This window comes from Pseudomonas oryzihabitans NBRC 102199, assembly GCF_000730625.1.
In the GTDB taxonomy this organism is placed as follows: domain Bacteria; phylum Pseudomonadota; class Gammaproteobacteria; order Pseudomonadales; family Pseudomonadaceae; genus Chryseomonas; species Chryseomonas oryzihabitans.
Window position 1 is genome coordinate 107,972 of sequence record NZ_BBIT01000001.1, and the last position, 14,348, is coordinate 122,319.

Annotated in this window: 11 protein-coding genes and 1 pseudogene; all 12 read left to right on the forward strand. The window is 64.5% G+C overall.

Annotation, left to right across the window (positions count from 1 at the left end; genetic code table 11):
* Positions 1-234 precede the first annotated feature (234 nt).
* The 12 genes and pseudogenes from uvrB (at position 235) to POR01S_RS00550 (ending at position 14,239) form a co-directional block, all read left to right on the forward strand.
* Positions 235-2,244: an excinuclease ABC subunit UvrB gene (gene uvrB, locus POR01S_RS00495; protein WP_042132988.1), complete on the forward strand. Its 2,010-nt coding sequence runs from the start codon at positions 235-237 to the stop codon at positions 2,242-2,244.
* Positions 2,245-2,322: 78 nt separating this feature from the next.
* Complete coding sequence (gene gltX / locus POR01S_RS00500; protein WP_027601677.1) at positions 2,323-3,804, forward strand: glutamate--tRNA ligase; 1,482 nt, start codon at positions 2,323-2,325, stop codon at positions 3,802-3,804.
* Between the two features lie 60 nt (positions 3,805-3,864).
* Positions 3,865-4,476, forward strand: coding sequence for a YitT family protein (locus POR01S_RS00505; protein WP_042132990.1), 612 nt, complete (start codon positions 3,865-3,867; stop codon positions 4,474-4,476).
* A gap of 113 nt (positions 4,477-4,589) precedes the next feature.
* The gene (hisC, locus tag POR01S_RS00510; RefSeq protein WP_027601679.1) at positions 4,590-5,702 is read left to right on the forward strand and encodes a histidinol-phosphate transaminase; all 1,113 of its coding nucleotides are present in this window, start codon (positions 4,590-4,592) and stop codon (positions 5,700-5,702) included.
* Positions 5,695-6,618 (forward strand): annotated as a pseudogene (locus POR01S_RS00515) (prephenate dehydrogenase/arogenate dehydrogenase family protein); the annotation flags it as partial. The gene hisC and the pseudogene POR01S_RS00515, both read left to right, overlap by 8 nt.
* A 20-nt stretch (positions 6,619-6,638) precedes the next feature.
* Positions 6,639-7,325: a (d)CMP kinase gene (cmk, locus tag POR01S_RS00520; protein WP_007160398.1), complete on the forward strand. Its 687-nt coding sequence runs from the start codon at positions 6,639-6,641 to the stop codon at positions 7,323-7,325.
* 140 nt (positions 7,326-7,465) lie between these two features.
* Positions 7,466-9,145: a 30S ribosomal protein S1 gene (gene rpsA, locus POR01S_RS00525; RefSeq protein ID WP_007160397.1), complete on the forward strand. Its 1,680-nt coding sequence runs from the start codon at positions 7,466-7,468 to the stop codon at positions 9,143-9,145.
* A gap of 186 nt (positions 9,146-9,331) precedes the next feature.
* Positions 9,332-9,619 carry an integration host factor subunit beta gene (ihfB, locus tag POR01S_RS00530; RefSeq protein ID WP_007160396.1) on the forward strand — a complete coding sequence of 96 codons (288 nt, stop codon included), beginning with the start codon at positions 9,332-9,334 and terminating at the stop codon, positions 9,617-9,619.
* Positions 9,620-9,863: 244 nt separating this feature from the next.
* Positions 9,864-10,085, forward strand: coding sequence for a hypothetical protein (locus POR01S_RS00535; protein ID WP_007160395.1), 222 nt, complete (start codon positions 9,864-9,866; stop codon positions 10,083-10,085).
* Positions 10,086-10,225: 140 nt separating this feature from the next.
* On the forward strand, positions 10,226-11,200 hold the full coding sequence (locus POR01S_RS00540; protein ID WP_027601681.1) for an NAD-dependent epimerase/dehydratase family protein: 975 nt from the start codon (positions 10,226-10,228) through the stop codon (positions 11,198-11,200).
* Positions 11,200-12,246, forward strand: a complete 1,047-nt coding sequence (locus tag POR01S_RS00545) for an MraY family glycosyltransferase (RefSeq protein WP_042133252.1) — start codon at positions 11,200-11,202, stop codon at positions 12,244-12,246. The genes POR01S_RS00540 and POR01S_RS00545 overlap by 1 nt, the downstream gene beginning before the upstream one ends.
* Positions 12,247-12,256: 10 nt before the next feature.
* Positions 12,257-14,239 carry a polysaccharide biosynthesis protein gene (locus tag POR01S_RS00550; RefSeq protein WP_037006952.1) on the forward strand — a complete coding sequence of 661 codons (1,983 nt, stop codon included), beginning with the start codon at positions 12,257-12,259 and terminating at the stop codon, positions 14,237-14,239.
* The last annotated feature ends 109 nt before the right edge of the window (positions 14,240-14,348 follow it).

The following is a 14,348-nucleotide window of genomic DNA, read 5'->3' on the forward strand; positions in this document are numbered from 1 at the left end:
GAATGAGGGGTGAAGGGAAGGGCGGAACGCTCGGGAAGCGGAAGTATAGCCCCCTGCAGTCGCCATCGCGACCCGACCTCCGTCGGAGTTTTCCTGACGTGCGGCGACGCGGGCAGATTGCAAAAGGGCGCTGGCGACCTCATCTGGGTGGTTCCAGTCCTTTCCTCGTCCGCATCGCTCCGGCCTCCGGTCGGCGCGCTGTCGTCCGTGCATTTTCGCGCTATTGAGGCAGCCATGTCCGCATTCCAGCTCTCCACCCGCTACACCCCGGCCGGCGACCAGCCCGAAGCCATTCGCCAGATGGTGGAAGGCCTGGAGGCAGGTCTGTCGCACCAGACCCTGCTCGGCGTGACCGGCTCGGGCAAGACCTTCAGCATCGCCAACGTCATCGCCCAGGTGCAGCGCCCGACCATGGTGCTGGCGCCTAACAAGACCCTGGCCGCCCAGCTCTATGGCGAATTCAAGGCCTTCTTCCCGAACAACTCGGTGGAGTACTTCGTCTCCTACTACGACTACTACCAGCCGGAAGCCTATGTGCCCTCGTCGGACACCTTCATCGAGAAGGATTCGTCCATCAACGATCACATCGAGCAGATGCGCCTGTCCGCCACCAAGGCGCTGCTGGAGCGCAAGGACGCCATCATCGTCGCCTCGGTGTCCTCCATCTATGGCCTGGGCAGTCCCGAGGCCTACCTGAAGATGGTGCTGCACCTGGATCGCGGTGATCGCATCGACCAGCGCACCATCCTGCGCCGGCTGGCCGAGCTGCAATACAGCCGCAACGACATGGAATTCGCCCGCGCCACCTTCCGGGTACGCGGCGACGTCATCGACATCTTCCCGGCGGAATCCGACCTGGAAGCCGTGCGCGTCGAGTTGTTCGACGACGAGGTGGAAAGCCTGTCGGCCTTCGATCCCCTGACCGGCGAGGTGATCCGCAAGCTGCCGCGCTTCACCTTCTATCCCAAGACCCACTACGCCACACCGCGCGAGACCCTGCTGGGCGCCATCGAGAACATCAAGCTGGAACTGGCCGATCGCCTGGAATGGCTGCGCGGCCAGAATCGTCTGCTCGAGGCCCAGCGCCTGGAACAGCGCACCCGCTTCGACCTGGAGATGATCCTCGAACTGGGCTACTGCAACGGCATCGAGAACTACAGTCGCTATCTGTCGGGCCGTGGTCCGGGCGAGCCGCCACCCACCCTCTACGACTATCTCCCGAGCAACGCCCTGCTGGTGATCGACGAATCCCACGTCACCGTTCCGCAGATCGGCGCCATGTTCAAGGGCGACCGCTCGCGCAAGGAAACCCTCGTGGAATACGGCTTCCGCCTACCCTCGGCGCTGGACAATCGGCCACTGAAGTTCGAGGAATGGGAAGCCGGCGCGCCCCAGACCATCTTTGTCTCGGCGACCCCGGGACCCTATGAGGAAGAGCACGCCGGGCGCGTGGTCGAGCAGGTGGTACGACCCACCGGCCTGGTCGATCCGGTGATCGAGATCCGCCCGGCCACCACCCAGGTGGACGACCTGCTCTCCGAGATCCGCCTGCGGGTGGCCCAGGAGGAGCGGGTACTCTGCACCACCCTGACCAAGCGCATGGCCGAGGACCTCACCGACTACCTGGCCGACCACGACGTGCGGGTGCGCTATCTGCACTCGGACATCGATACCGTGGAGCGGGTGGAGATCATCCGCGACCTGCGCCTGGGCACCTTCGACGTCCTGGTGGGCATCAACCTCCTGCGCGAAGGTCTGGACATGCCCGAGGTCTCCCTGGTGGCGGTGCTCGACGCCGACAAGGAGGGCTTCCTGCGTTCCGAGCGCTCGCTGATCCAGACCATCGGCCGGGCGGCGCGCAACCTCAACGGCAAGGCCATCCTCTACGCCGACAGCATCACCGGCTCCATGCAGCGTGCCATCGACGAGACCGAGCGCCGCCGTAACAAGCAGCTGGCCTTCAACGAAGAACACGGCATCGTGCCCCAGGGCATCAAGAAGGACATCCGCGACATCATGGAAGGCGCCGCGGCTCCGGGTGCCAAGGGCAAGCGGCGGGTGGCCAAGGCGGCCGAGGACAAGGGCGAATACGCCGCCGAACTGCGTTTGCCCAGCGAGATCGGCAAGCGTATCCGCCAGCTCGAAGAGAAGATGCTGCAACTGGCGCGTGACCTGCAGTTCGAGTCCGCCGCCCAGCTGCGCGACGAGATCCAGGCCCTGCGCGAGCGCCTGGTCCAGGTCTGAACCCGCTCCAACTGGCAGCGCCAGGGCTGGCGCTGCTACCATTCCGCCTTTGTCCCTTCGCGTTTCTCGAGAAAGCCGATGACCACCGTTCGCACGCGCATCGCGCCGTCGCCCACTGGCGACCCGCATGTCGGTACCGCCTATATCGCCCTGTTCAACCTCTGCTTCGCCCGTCAGCACGGCGGTCAGTTCATCCTGCGCATTGAGGATACCGACCAGGTCCGCTCGACCCGCGAATCCGAACAGCAGATCTACGACGCCCTGCGCTGGCTGGGCATCGAGTGGGACGAGGGCCCGGACGTCGGTGGCCCCCATGGTCCCTATCGGCAGAGCGAACGCGGCGAGATCTACTGGAAATACGCCCGGGAGCTGGTGGAGAAGGGCCATGCCTTCTACTGCTTCGCTACGCCCGAAGAGCTCGACCAGATGCGTGCCGAACAGCAGGCGCGCGGCGAGACCCCCCGCTACGACGGTCGCGGCCTGCGCCTGACCCCGGAAGAAGTGCAGCAGCGCCTGGACGCTGGTCAGCCCTATGTGATCCGCATGAAGGTGCCGGAGGAGGGTGTCTGCGTCGTCCCCGACCTGCTGCGCGGCGATGTCGAGATCCCCTGGGATCGCATGGACATGCAGGTGCTGATGAAGGCCGACGGCCTGCCCACCTACTTCCTCGCCAACGTGGTCGACGACCACCTGATGGGCATCACCCACGTCCTGCGTGGCGAAGAGTGGCTGCCCTCGGCGCCCAAGCTGATCAAGCTCTACGAATACTTCGGCTGGGAGCAGCCGCAGCTGTGCTACATGCCGCTGCTGCGCAACCCGGACAAGAGCAAGCTCTCCAAGCGCAAGAATCCCACCTCGGTGACCTTCTATCAGCGCATGGGTTACCTGCCCGAAGCCATGCTCAACTACCTCGGCCGCATGGGCTGGTCCATGCCGGACGAGCGCGAGAAATTCACCCTGGACGAGATGGTCGAGCACTTCGACCTCCAGCGCGTCTCCCTCGGCGGTCCGATCTTCGACGTCGAGAAGCTCTCCTGGCTCAACGGCCAGTGGCTGCGCGAGCTGAGTCCCGAGCGCTTCGCCGCCGAGGTACAGCACTGGGCGCTCAATCCCGAGTACCTGCTCAAGATCGCCCCGCTGGTGCAACAGCGGGTCGAGACCTTCAGCCAGATCGCCCCGCTGGCCGGCTTCTTCTTCAGCGGCGCCCTGAATCTGGATCCGGCGCTGTTCCAGCACAAGAAGCTGTCCGCCGACCAGGTCCGCCTGGTCATGCAGCTGCTGCTGTGGAAGCTCGAAGCCCTGCGCCAGTGGGACAAGGAGCGCATCACCGCGGTGATCCAGGTGGTCGCCGAGCACCAGCAGCTCAAGCTGCGGGACGTCATGCCGCTGCTGTTCGCCGCCATCACTGGCCAGGCCAGTTCGGTCTCGGTGCTCGACGCCATGGAGATCCTTGGGCCGGACCTCACCCGCTTCCGCCTGCGCCAGGCGGTCGAGTTGCTGGGCGCGCCCTCCAAGAAGGAAACCAAGGAGTGGGAGAAACTGTTGGCCGAACTCGGCTGACAGTCGCCCGACCGACCCCGACGTCGGGGTCGGCTTCCTCCTCGCGCCAGGATGGCCCCGATGACCTCCGTGACTCCCCAGCGGCACAATCTGCTCGAAGACGTACTGGCCTTGCTCAGCGCGACCCTGATGATCGCCCTGGCGGTCAATCTCTATCGCCACGCGGGCCTGCTCACCGGCGGTACCGCGGGCCTGGCCTTTCTCGCCCAGTACGGCACGCGCCTCTCCTTCGGGCAGGCGTTCTTTCTCATCAACCTGCCGTTCTACTGGCTGGCCGTGCGGCGCATGGGCTGGGCCTTTACCCTGCGGACCCTGGCGGCGGTGACCCTGGTGTCGCTGCTTACCGAGCTGACCCCGCACTTCGTCGCCTTCAGTGCCCTGCAACCCCTCTATGCCGCCGTGATGGGCGGCGTACTGATGGGCGTGGGGCTGCTGATCCTCTTCCGCCACCAGGCCAGCCTCGGCGGCATCAACATCGCCGTGCTCTATCTGCAACAGCGCTATGGCTGGCGGGCGGGCAAGGTGCAGATGGGCATCGATTGCCTGATCGTCCTGCTGTCGCTGTGGGTCGTCGAGCCAGGTGCCATCCTCGTCTCCATCCTGGGCGCCGTGATCCTCAATCTGACCCTGGCGATCAACCATCGGCCGGGGCGTTACAGCGCCATCAGCTAGGGGCTTTCCGTCGCGCAGGCGCAACTTCGATTGGTCCGCGACCCGCCTTGGCTTTAAGATGGCGCCCATTTTCGGCGGCCCAGCCGTCGTCATCGCAAGTTGAAGAGGTCTCCATGAGCTGCGATTTCCTGGCACAAGCCCTTCCCGGCGTACAGAAACTCTCGCCCTACGTGCCCGGCAAGCCCGTCGATGAACTGGCCCGCGAACTGGGCCTGGCGCCCGCCAGCATCGTCAAGCTCGCCAGCAACGAGAATCCCCTCGGCCCCAGTGCCAAGGCGCTCGAGGCCATCCGCGCCGAGCTGGCCGAGCTGACCCGCTATCCCGATGGCGGCGGCTTCGACCTCAAGCAGGCCCTGAGCCAGAGGTTCGGTGTGGCCGCCAACGGCATCACCCTGGGCAACGGCTCCAACGACATCCTCGAACTGGTCGCCCGTGCCTACCTGGCGCCCGGCTACAACGCCGTGTTCAGCGAGCATGCCTTCGCCGTCTATCCACTGGTGACCCTGGCGATCGGTGCCGAAGGCCGTAGCGTCCCGGCCAAGGACTATGGGCATGACCTCGAGGCCATGCTCGCTGCTATCGATGCCGACACCCGGGTGGTCTTTGTCGCCAATCCCAACAACCCCACGGGTACCTGGTTCGACAGCGAGGCCCTGGCACGCTTCCTCGCCCGCGTCCCCGAGCATGTCCTGGTGGTGCTGGACGAGGCCTACATCGAATACGCCGAAGGCGACGAGTTGCCGGACGGCCTGGCGTTCCTGGCCCAGTACCCCAACCTCATCGTCTCGCGGACCTTTTCCAAGGCCTATGGCCTGGCCGCCCTGCGCGTCGGCTATGCCTTCTCCTCGCCGACCGTGGCCGATGTCCTCAACCGGGTGCGCCAGCCGTTCAATGTCAACAGCCTGGCCCAGGCCGCGGCCTGTGCGGCCCTGGCCGACAGCGACTACCTGGCCCGCAGCCGGGCGCTCAACGATGCCGGTATGGCCCAGCTGGAAGCCGGTTTCCGCGATCTCGACCTCAAGTGGATTCCCTCCCGTGGCAATTTCATCGCCGTGGACCTGGGGCGCGACGCTGCGCCGATCAATCAGGGGCTGCTGCAGGAGGGCGTCATCGTGCGGCCCGTCGCCGGCTATGGCATGCCCACCTTCCTGCGCGTCTCCATCGGCACCGAAGCGGAAAATGCCCGTTTCCTGGCGGCGCTGAGCAAGGTCCTGGGTCGTGGCTGAAGTGGCCACCCCCCTGATCGAACGTCTCGTCGTTGTCGGCCTGGGCCTGATCGGCGGCTCCTTCGCCAAGGGCGCCCGCGCCAGCGGCCTCTGCCGTGAGGTGGTCGGGATCGATCGCGATCCGGAGACCCGCCGGTTGGCGGTCGAGCTGGGCGTCGTCGACCGCTGCGTCGCCGAGCTGGCCGAGGCCTGCCCGGGTGCCGACGTCATCCAGCTCGCCGTTCCCATCCTGGCTATGGAGCGGGTGCTGGCCGAGCTTGCGGCCCTGCCGCTGCAGGGCGCCATCCTCACCGACGTCGGCAGCGCCAAGGGCAACGTGGTGCGCGCCGCGCGTCAGGCCTTCGCCGGCCAGTCGCTGCGCTTCGTGCCGGGTCATCCCATCGCCGGCTCCGAACGCAGCGGCGTGACGGCGGCCAACGCGGCGCTGTTCAATCGTCACAAGGTCATCCTCACACCGCTGGAAGAGACCCTGCCGGCCGATCTGGACAAGGTCGATCGGCTCTGGCGCGCCATAGGGGCCGATGTCGAGCACATGACCGTCGAGCACCACGACCAGGTCCTCGCCGCGACCAGCCATTTGCCGCATCTGCTGGCCTTCAATCTGGTGGACTCCCTGGCCAAGCGCAGCGAGAACCGCGAGATCTTCCACTATGCCGCCGGCGGCTTCCGCGACTTCACCCGCATCGCCGGCAGCGATCCGACCATGTGGCACGACATCTTCATCGCCAATCGCGAAGCCGTGCTGCAGGCCCTGGACACCTATCGCGCCGATCTCGACGAACTGCGTGGCGCCATCCAGGCCGGCGATGGTCAGTTCCTCATGGAGGTGCTGACCCATGCGCGCGGCGCACGCGAATATTTCGGGCGCATCCTCGCCAGTCGTACCCAGGCCGGCGCCCAGGTCGCCGCCCATCATTCTCTTACGGAGGGGCACTCATGAGCAGTACCGCACCCGTCATCACCCTCGATGGTCCCGGCGGTTCGGGGAAGGGCACCCTTGCGGCGCTGGTCGCCCGTCAGTTGGGCTGGAATCTGCTGGATTCCGGCGCGCTCTATCGCCTGCTGGCCTTCGCTGCGCGCAACCATGGCGTGGACTACACCAACGAGGAGTCGCTCAAGCTGCTGGCGGCCCATCTGGACGTCCAGTTCCTTGCCGGGCATGAGCACGGCCAGCGCATCATTCTCGAAGGCGAGGACGTCACCGACGTCATCCGGACCGAGGAAGTCGGCGCCGGTGCCTCCCAGGTCGCCACCCTGCCGGCCGTGCGCGATGCCCTGCTGCAGCGCCAGCAGGCCTTCCGTGAGGCGCCCGGTCTGGTCGCCGACGGTCGCGACATGGGCACCGTGGTGTTCCCGGACGCCGAGCTGAAGATCTTTCTGACCGCCGGTGCCGAGGAACGGGCACAGAGGCGTTATCTTCAGTTGAAGCAGAAGGGCGAAAATGTTAGCTTGCCTGCCCTCCTGGAAGAGATCCGTGAGCGGGACGCCCGCGATAGTCAGCGTAGCGTTGCTCCGCTCAAGCCGGCCGACGATGCCGTCGAGCTGGATTCCACGCATCTCTCCATACAACAGGTATTGGAACGCATCCTGACCCTGGCCGCCGAGCGCGACCTGGCGGGATGAAGGCCGAGACTCATCCGAGTCGTCGGTGAAAGCTGCCGGGAACCAGTCGCATCCCGGCAGCCGGATGGTAACCACTCACCCCGCATGGGCTGGTCATGCGGTAGCCGGATACATCGGGTATCCATACAACAGGTATGAACATGAGCGAAAGCTTCGCAGAACTCTTTGAAGAAAGTCTGAAATCCCTCGACATGCAGCCGGGCGCCATCATCGTCGGCACCGTGGTGTCGATCGATGGCGACTGGGTTGTGGTCGATACCGGCCTGAAATCCGAAGGCCTGGTTCCGCTCGAGCAGTTCTACAACGAACAAGGCGAGCTGACCATCAACGTGGGTGACGAAGTCCACGTAGCCCTGGATGCCGTCGAAGACGGTTTCGGCGAAACCAAAGTGTCTCGCGAAAAGGCCAAGCGCGCCGAGTCCTGGCTGGTCCTGGAAGCCGCGTTCAGCGCCGACGAAGTGGTCAAGGGTGTCATCAACGGCAAGGTCAAGGGCGGTTTCACCGTCGACGTCAGCGGCATCCGCGCGTTCCTGCCGGGCTCCCTGGTCGATGTCCGTCCGGTGCGTGACACCACCCACCTGGAAGGCAAGGAACTCGAGTTCAAGGTCATCAAGCTGGACCAGAAGCGCAACAACGTTGTCGTTTCCCGTCGTAGCGTCCTGGAAGCCGAGAACAGCGCCGAGCGTGAAGCGCTGCTGGAATCCCTGCAGGAAGGCCAGCAAGTCAAGGGTATCGTCAAGAACCTCACCGACTACGGTGCGTTCGTCGACCTGGGCGGCGTAGACGGCCTGCTGCACATCACCGACATGGCTTGGAAGCGCATCAAGCATCCGTCGGAAATCGTCAACGTCGGCGACGAGATCGACGTCAAGGTGCTGAAGTTCGACCGCGAGCGCAACCGCGTCTCCCTGGGTCTGAAGCAGCTGGGCGAAGATCCGTGGGTCGCCATCAAGGCCCGTTACCCGGAAGGCACCCGCGTTCAGGCGCGCGTCACCAACCTCACCGACTACGGCTGCTTCGCCGAGCTGGAAGAGGGCGTGGAAGGCCTGGTGCACGTGTCCGAAATGGACTGGACCAACAAGAACATCCACCCGTCCAAGGTCGTTCAGGTTGGCGACGAAGTGGAAGTCATGGTCCTGGATATCGACGAAGAGCGTCGTCGTATCTCCCTGGGCATCAAGCAGTGCCGCGCTAACCCGTGGGAAGAGTTCTCGGGTCAGTTCAACAAGGGCGACCGCATCTCCGGCACCATCAAGTCGATCACCGATTTCGGTATCTTCATTGGTCTGGAAGGCGGTATCGACGGCCTGGTACACCTGTCCGACATCTCCTGGAACGAAACCGGCGAAGAAGCCGTGCGTCGCTTCAAGAAGGGTGACGAGCTGGACACCGTGATCCTGTCGGTCGACCCGGAGCGCGAGCGCATCTCCCTGGGCATCAAGCAGCTGGAAGACGATCCGTTCTCCAACTACGCCTCCCTGAACGAGAAAGGCACAATCGTGCGCGGTACCGTCAAGGAAGTCGATGCCAAGGGCGCTGTCATCACCCTGGCCAACGAGATCGAAGGCGTCCTGAAGGCGTCCGAAATCAGCCGTGACCGCGTCGAAGACGCCCGTAACGTGCTGAAGGAAGGCGACGAAGTCGAAGCCAAGATCATCAGCATCGATCGCAAGAGCCGCGTGATCAGCCTCTCCGTCAAGTCCAAGGACGTCGACGACGAGAAGGAAGCCATGAGCTCCCTGCGTAGCAAGCAAGAGCCTGCTGCTGGCCCCACCACCATCGGCGACCTGATCAAGGCGCAGATGGAAAGCCAGAACTAAGTTCGAGCTTGAATAAAAGGCGACCCTTCGGGGTCGCTTTTTTTTGTCCGGAAGAAAGCGGGCAGGGTGGTCACGGCCCGTAAAAAGTTGTGGAGGTGAAGCCGCCGGCTTGACTTTTCAAAAATCGGCCAGCGTGCTAAAAGTCCTTGAAGGTGATCTAGCCGCTTGATAACGAAGGAAAAATCCATGACCAAGTCGGAGTTGATCGAGCGCATCGTTTCCTATCAGGGGCAGCTGTCGTCCAGGGATGTCGAGCTGGCGATCAAGACCATGCTGGAGCAGATGGCCCAGGCGCTTTCCACCGGGGACCGTATCGAGATTCGGGGCTTTGGCAGCTTCTCGCTGCACTATCGGGCTCCCCGTACCGGACGCAATCCCAAGACCGGCGAGTCGGTGCTGCTGGACGGCAAGTTCGTCCCGCACTTCAAGCCTGGCAAGGAGTTGAGAGACAGGGTCAATGAGCTGGAGCCATAAAGCCGTCGCCCCTTTTTCCTTTGTCCGCTGCTTTCTGGCAAACCACTGATTTCTCTGTATTTTTAGTTTCTGTTGCGGTCGTCAAAAAAGCGTTATCGAGCAAGCCACTAGCGGATTTTTGACGTTTACAAAAAAAGTCAAGTCTTTTTGATTTTTTTGTAGACGAGTTCCGATTTTTGTATGAGACTTCCTTCACATAAGGTCTTGGGTGACCTCGTAGTCCACGCCGAGTGAGGAAGTTGTCATGCGCCACTATCTTTTCATCTGGATCGGTATCGCCGCCTGCTTCACCAGCATGCAACTCGGTCACCCTTTCCTGGCTGTAGCCGCTCTGGCCGGTAGCTGGATGGTTGCCCTGTTCCTGCAGCCCGCTCAGCGCGTCGAGAGCTTCTCGCGCCACTACGTCGCCCAGCCGGCCGCGCGCTTCCAGGCCGTTGAAGTCCAGACTTCCGCCAAGACCTTCTAAGGTTCTCACGTTTTTTCGGCCCGCCGCGCTCAGGTTCGGCGGGCTTTTTTATGCCTGCGTTTTGCGTCGCTAGGCCCCTGCGGGGCAATGTCTTACCATAAGCGCCCTTTCCTGGCTGACTGGCACGGCGCAACGCATTGATGGAACGCAAGATTCTGGTGACAGGGGCAGGGGGCTTCGTCGGCGCGGCCCTGGTTCGGCAGCTGCAGACCCGGGGTTATCCGGTGGTCGCCGCGCAACGCCGACCGACAGCCGCCGCGGTCGATGGCGGGGTCATTCCGGTGATCCGCGACCTCTCCGCCGCTACCGACTGGTCCGCGCCTCTGGCAGGGGTAGACACCGTCATCCACCTCGCTGCCCACGTCCACCAGCTGGGCGAGCAGCCAGGGGCCGCCAGCGAGGCGCGCTACGACGAGGTGAATCGGGCCGCGACCCTCAAGCTGGCCCGGGACGCCCAGGCTGCCGGCGTCCGTCGCCTCATCTTTGTCAGCAGCATCAAGGTCAATGGCGACTGGACCCTCCCCGGCAAGCCTTTTCGCGCCGACGACCAGCCTGCGCCCACCGATGCCTACGCACGTTCCAAGGCGGCGGCTGAGCGGCAACTGCTGGCGCTGATGGCCGAGACCGGACTGGAGGTGGTCATCGTGCGCCCCCCACTGATCTACGGACCCGGGGTAAAGGCCAATGTGGCGCGCCTGCTGGACACCCTGGCGCGGGGCGTGCCGCTGCCCCTGGGGGGCGTTCGGCACAACAGGCGTAGCCTGCTGGCGCTGGAGAACCTGCTCGATCTGTTGATCCTGTGCATCACCGCGCCGGAGGCCGCTGGCGCCATCCTGCTGGTCAGCGACGATGAAGATATTTCCACCGCCGAGCTGCTCGAATTGCTCGGTGAAGGTTTGGGTCGCAAGCCCAGGCTGATCGCCGTTCCGCCCGCCTGGCTCGAATGGGGTGCCCGACTGCTGGGCCGAGGCGAGGTGGCGCAACGCCTCTGTGGTTCACTGCAGGTCGACATCCGACCCACCAAGACCCTGCTGGGCTGGCAGCCCCCCGTGTCGGCGCGAGCCGCCTTGCGTGCGCTGGGGGCGCAGCGGGCCGCTGCGGAGGGACGCAGATGATGCTGCTTCTCTTGCTCCTGGCCGGTGGCTGCAGTTGGCTGGGCACCGCGGCGCTCCGTCGCTACGCCCTGTCCGGCGGCCTGCTCGACGAGCCCAACGCCCGCAGTTCGCACCAGGTGGCGACGCCCCGCGGCGGTGGTCTGGCGATCGTCGTAACGTTCGTGCTCGGTTGTGTCGTGCTGCGCCTGCTGGGACAGCTTGATCCGGTTTCCTGCGGCGTCCTGATAGGGGCGGGGCTGCTGGTGGCCGTGCTCGGCTTCGTCGACGATCATCGGCACGTGGGCGCCGGCTGGCGTCTGCTCGGCCATTTCCTGGCCGCGATCGCTGCGCTGCTGTGGCTGGGCGGCTATGGCGCCTTGCCGGCGCAGCTCTCCGCGGTGCTGGGATTGCCCGACTGGCTGGTGATGACCCTGGGCGTCCTCTATCTGGTCTGGCTGCTGAATCTCTACAACTTCATGGATGGCATCGACGGCATCGCCGGCGGCGAAGCGCTCGTCGTCTGTCTGGGCATGGCGCTGATCTATGCCATGACCGGCCATGGGACCTTGCTGGGTGCGCCTCTGCTGCTGGCCGCGGCCGTAGGGGGGTTCCTGTGCTGGAACTTCCCGCCGGCGCGCATCTTCATGGGCGATGTGGGCAGTGGCTTTCTCGGCCTGATCCTCGGCATGCTGTCCTTGCAGGCGGCGCTGATCGAGCTGTCGCTGTTCTGGGCCTGGCTGATCCTGCTCGGCGTCTTCGTGGTCGATGCGACCTGGACCCTGTTGCGGCGTCTGAGTCGGGGCAAGAAACCCTACGAGGCCCATCGCACCCACGCCTACCAGTGGGCCTCGCGGCGGCATGGCGCCCATCGGCCGGTGACCCTGGCGGTGCTGGCCATCAACCTGTTCTGGTTGCTGCCTATCGCTTTGCTGGTGGGGCTGGGGCTTTTAAGTGCCATACTGGGGCTCTTGCTTGCCTATGGGCCCTTGCTTTGCCTGGCCCTCCGATACCATGCTGGGACCGATGAGGTAGCCATGGCTGCGCAGTCCACGGGATTCAGGGATTAGGGACACTGACATGTTGCGTGACCATCTGGTCAAGCTGAACCGGCGTACCAAGAGAGTCATCCAGGTCGCGGTCGACCTCCTGCTGATCTGGCTTTCGCTTTGGTTGGCCTTCTATCTGCGCCTGGGCTCCGTGCAGATGATCGAGCCTTTCAGCGGGCATGCCTGGCTGTTCATCACCGCGCCGGCCATCGCCATTCCCCTGTTCATTCGCTTCGGCATGTACCGCGCGGTCATGCGTTACCTGGGCAACGATGCCCTGATCGCCATCGCCAAGGCGGTGACGCTGTCGACGCTGCTGCTGTCGGTGGTCATCTACTGGTATCGCGATCTACCGGAGATCGTCCCGCGCTCGATGATCTTCAACTACTGGATCGTCAGCCTGATCCTGATCGGCGGCCTGCGTCTCGCGCTGCGCCAGTACTTTCTGGGCGACTGGTATCGCGCCATCACGGTGCCCTTCATCAAGCAGCCGGACGAGCTGCCGCGGGTTGCCATCTATGGCGCCGGCTCGGCGGGCAACCAGCTGGTCGCGGCGCTGCGCATGGGTCGCGCCATGCGTCCGGTGGCCTTCATCGACGACGACAAGAGCATCGCCAATCGCATCATCGCCGGGCTCAAGGTCTACACCCCCAAGCACATCCAGCAGATGATCGACGAGACGGGTGCCGAAGAGATCCTCCTGGCGATTCCCTCTGCCACCCGGGCACGGCGGCGCGAGGTGCTCGGCCTGCTGGAACCCTATCCGCTGCACGTCAGAACCGTGCCGCGGATCAGCGACCTGGCCTGCGGCAAGGTACAGGTGGACGACCTCCAGGAGGTCGATATCGCCGACCTGTTGGGACGGGATCCGGTCACGCCCCGGCCCGAGCTGTTCGCGCGCTGCATCACCGGTCAGGTGGTGATGGTGACCGGGGCAGGGGGGTCCATCGGTTCCGAACTGTGCCGGCAGATCATCGGCCAGAAACCGCGCACCCTGATCCTGCTCGACCACGCCGAATTCAATCTCTACAGCATCCATCGCGAGCTGGACGCCCATCTCCAGCGCGAAGCCCTGCCGGTCACCCTGGTGCCGGTGCTGGGCTCCATCCGCAACGCTCCGCTGCTCCTGCAGGTGATGCGGCACTGGAAGGTGGCCACCCTCTACCATGCGGCGGCCTACAAGCACGTGCCCATGGTCGAGCACAACATCGCCGAAGGGTTCGGCAACAACGTCCTGGGGACCCTGAATGCCGCCCAGGCGGCCATCCAGGCCGGAGTCACCAGCTTCGTGCTGATCTCCACCGACAAGGCGGTACGGCCCACCAACATCATGGGCAGCACCAAGCGCCTGGCCGAGATGATCCTGCAGGCGCTCAGTCGCGAAGCGGCGCCCGTGCTGCACGGCCAGGCCGACGGTATCCACCAGGTCAATCGCACCCGCTTCACCATGGTGAGATTCGGCAACGTGCTGGGTTCGTCTGGTTCGGTCATCCCGCTGTTCCGCACGCAGATCCGCAAGGGCGGGCCGGTCACCGTCACCCATCCCAAGATCACCCGCTTCTTCATGACCATCACCGAGGCCGCTCAGCTGGTCATTCAGGCCGGCGCCATGGGCGAGGGCGGCGACGTCTTCGTGCTGGACATGGGCGAGCCGGTGCGCATCGTCGAGCTGGCCGAGCAGATGATCAAGCTGTCGGGTCTGAGCGTGCGTTCGCCGGCCAACCCCCATGGCGATGTCGCCATCGAGTTCACCGGCCTGCGCCCCGGCGAAAAGCTCTATGAAGAGTTGCTCATCGGTGACGACGTGAGTCCGACGTCCCATCCCAAGATCATGCGTGCGAGTGAAGACTTCCTGGCCTGGGAGGCCTTCCGCGCCGCCCTCGTCGAGCTCAGTCGCGCGATCGATGCGGGTGATTACCTCCGCGTCCGGCAACTGCTGCGGGACGTCGTCGCCGGCTATTCCCCCGAAGGCGATATCGTCGACTGGCTGCACGGCAAGCGATCCATCGAGTGATCCCGTCCACGCTTTCTTTCGGCCTGGATTTGAAGCCGAGCACAGAAGCGGCAGCCTCCCCCCGCTAGGCTGAACTTTCTTTTCCTGCCACTGTTTAACTCAGGTCTTT

Bases quoted from the DNA above. Each gene is read 5' to 3' on its own strand.
- rpsA (WP_007160397.1), top strand. From the start codon at position 7,466: ATGAGCGAAAGCTTCGCAGAACTCTTTGAAGAAAGTCTGAAATCCCTC.
- POR01S_RS00550 (WP_037006952.1), top strand. From the start codon at position 12,257: ATGTTGCGTGACCATCTGGTCAAGCTGAACCGGCGTACCAAGAGAGTC.
- cmk (WP_007160398.1), top strand. From the start codon at position 6,639: ATGAGCAGTACCGCACCCGTCATCACCCTCGATGGTCCCGGCGGTTCG.
- hisC (WP_027601679.1), top strand. From the start codon at position 4,590: ATGAGCTGCGATTTCCTGGCACAAGCCCTTCCCGGCGTACAGAAACTC.
- gltX (WP_027601677.1), top strand. From the start codon at position 2,323: ATGACCACCGTTCGCACGCGCATCGCGCCGTCGCCCACTGGCGACCCG.
- uvrB (WP_042132988.1), top strand. From the start codon at position 235: ATGTCCGCATTCCAGCTCTCCACCCGCTACACCCCGGCCGGCGACCAG.
- ihfB (WP_007160396.1), top strand. From the start codon at position 9,332: ATGACCAAGTCGGAGTTGATCGAGCGCATCGTTTCCTATCAGGGGCAG.
- POR01S_RS00535 (WP_007160395.1), top strand. From the start codon at position 9,864: ATGCGCCACTATCTTTTCATCTGGATCGGTATCGCCGCCTGCTTCACC.
- POR01S_RS00540 (WP_027601681.1), top strand. From the start codon at position 10,226: ATGGAACGCAAGATTCTGGTGACAGGGGCAGGGGGCTTCGTCGGCGCG.
- POR01S_RS00545 (WP_042133252.1), top strand. From the start codon at position 11,200: ATGCTGCTTCTCTTGCTCCTGGCCGGTGGCTGCAGTTGGCTGGGCACC.
- POR01S_RS00505 (WP_042132990.1), top strand. From the start codon at position 3,865: ATGACCTCCGTGACTCCCCAGCGGCACAATCTGCTCGAAGACGTACTG.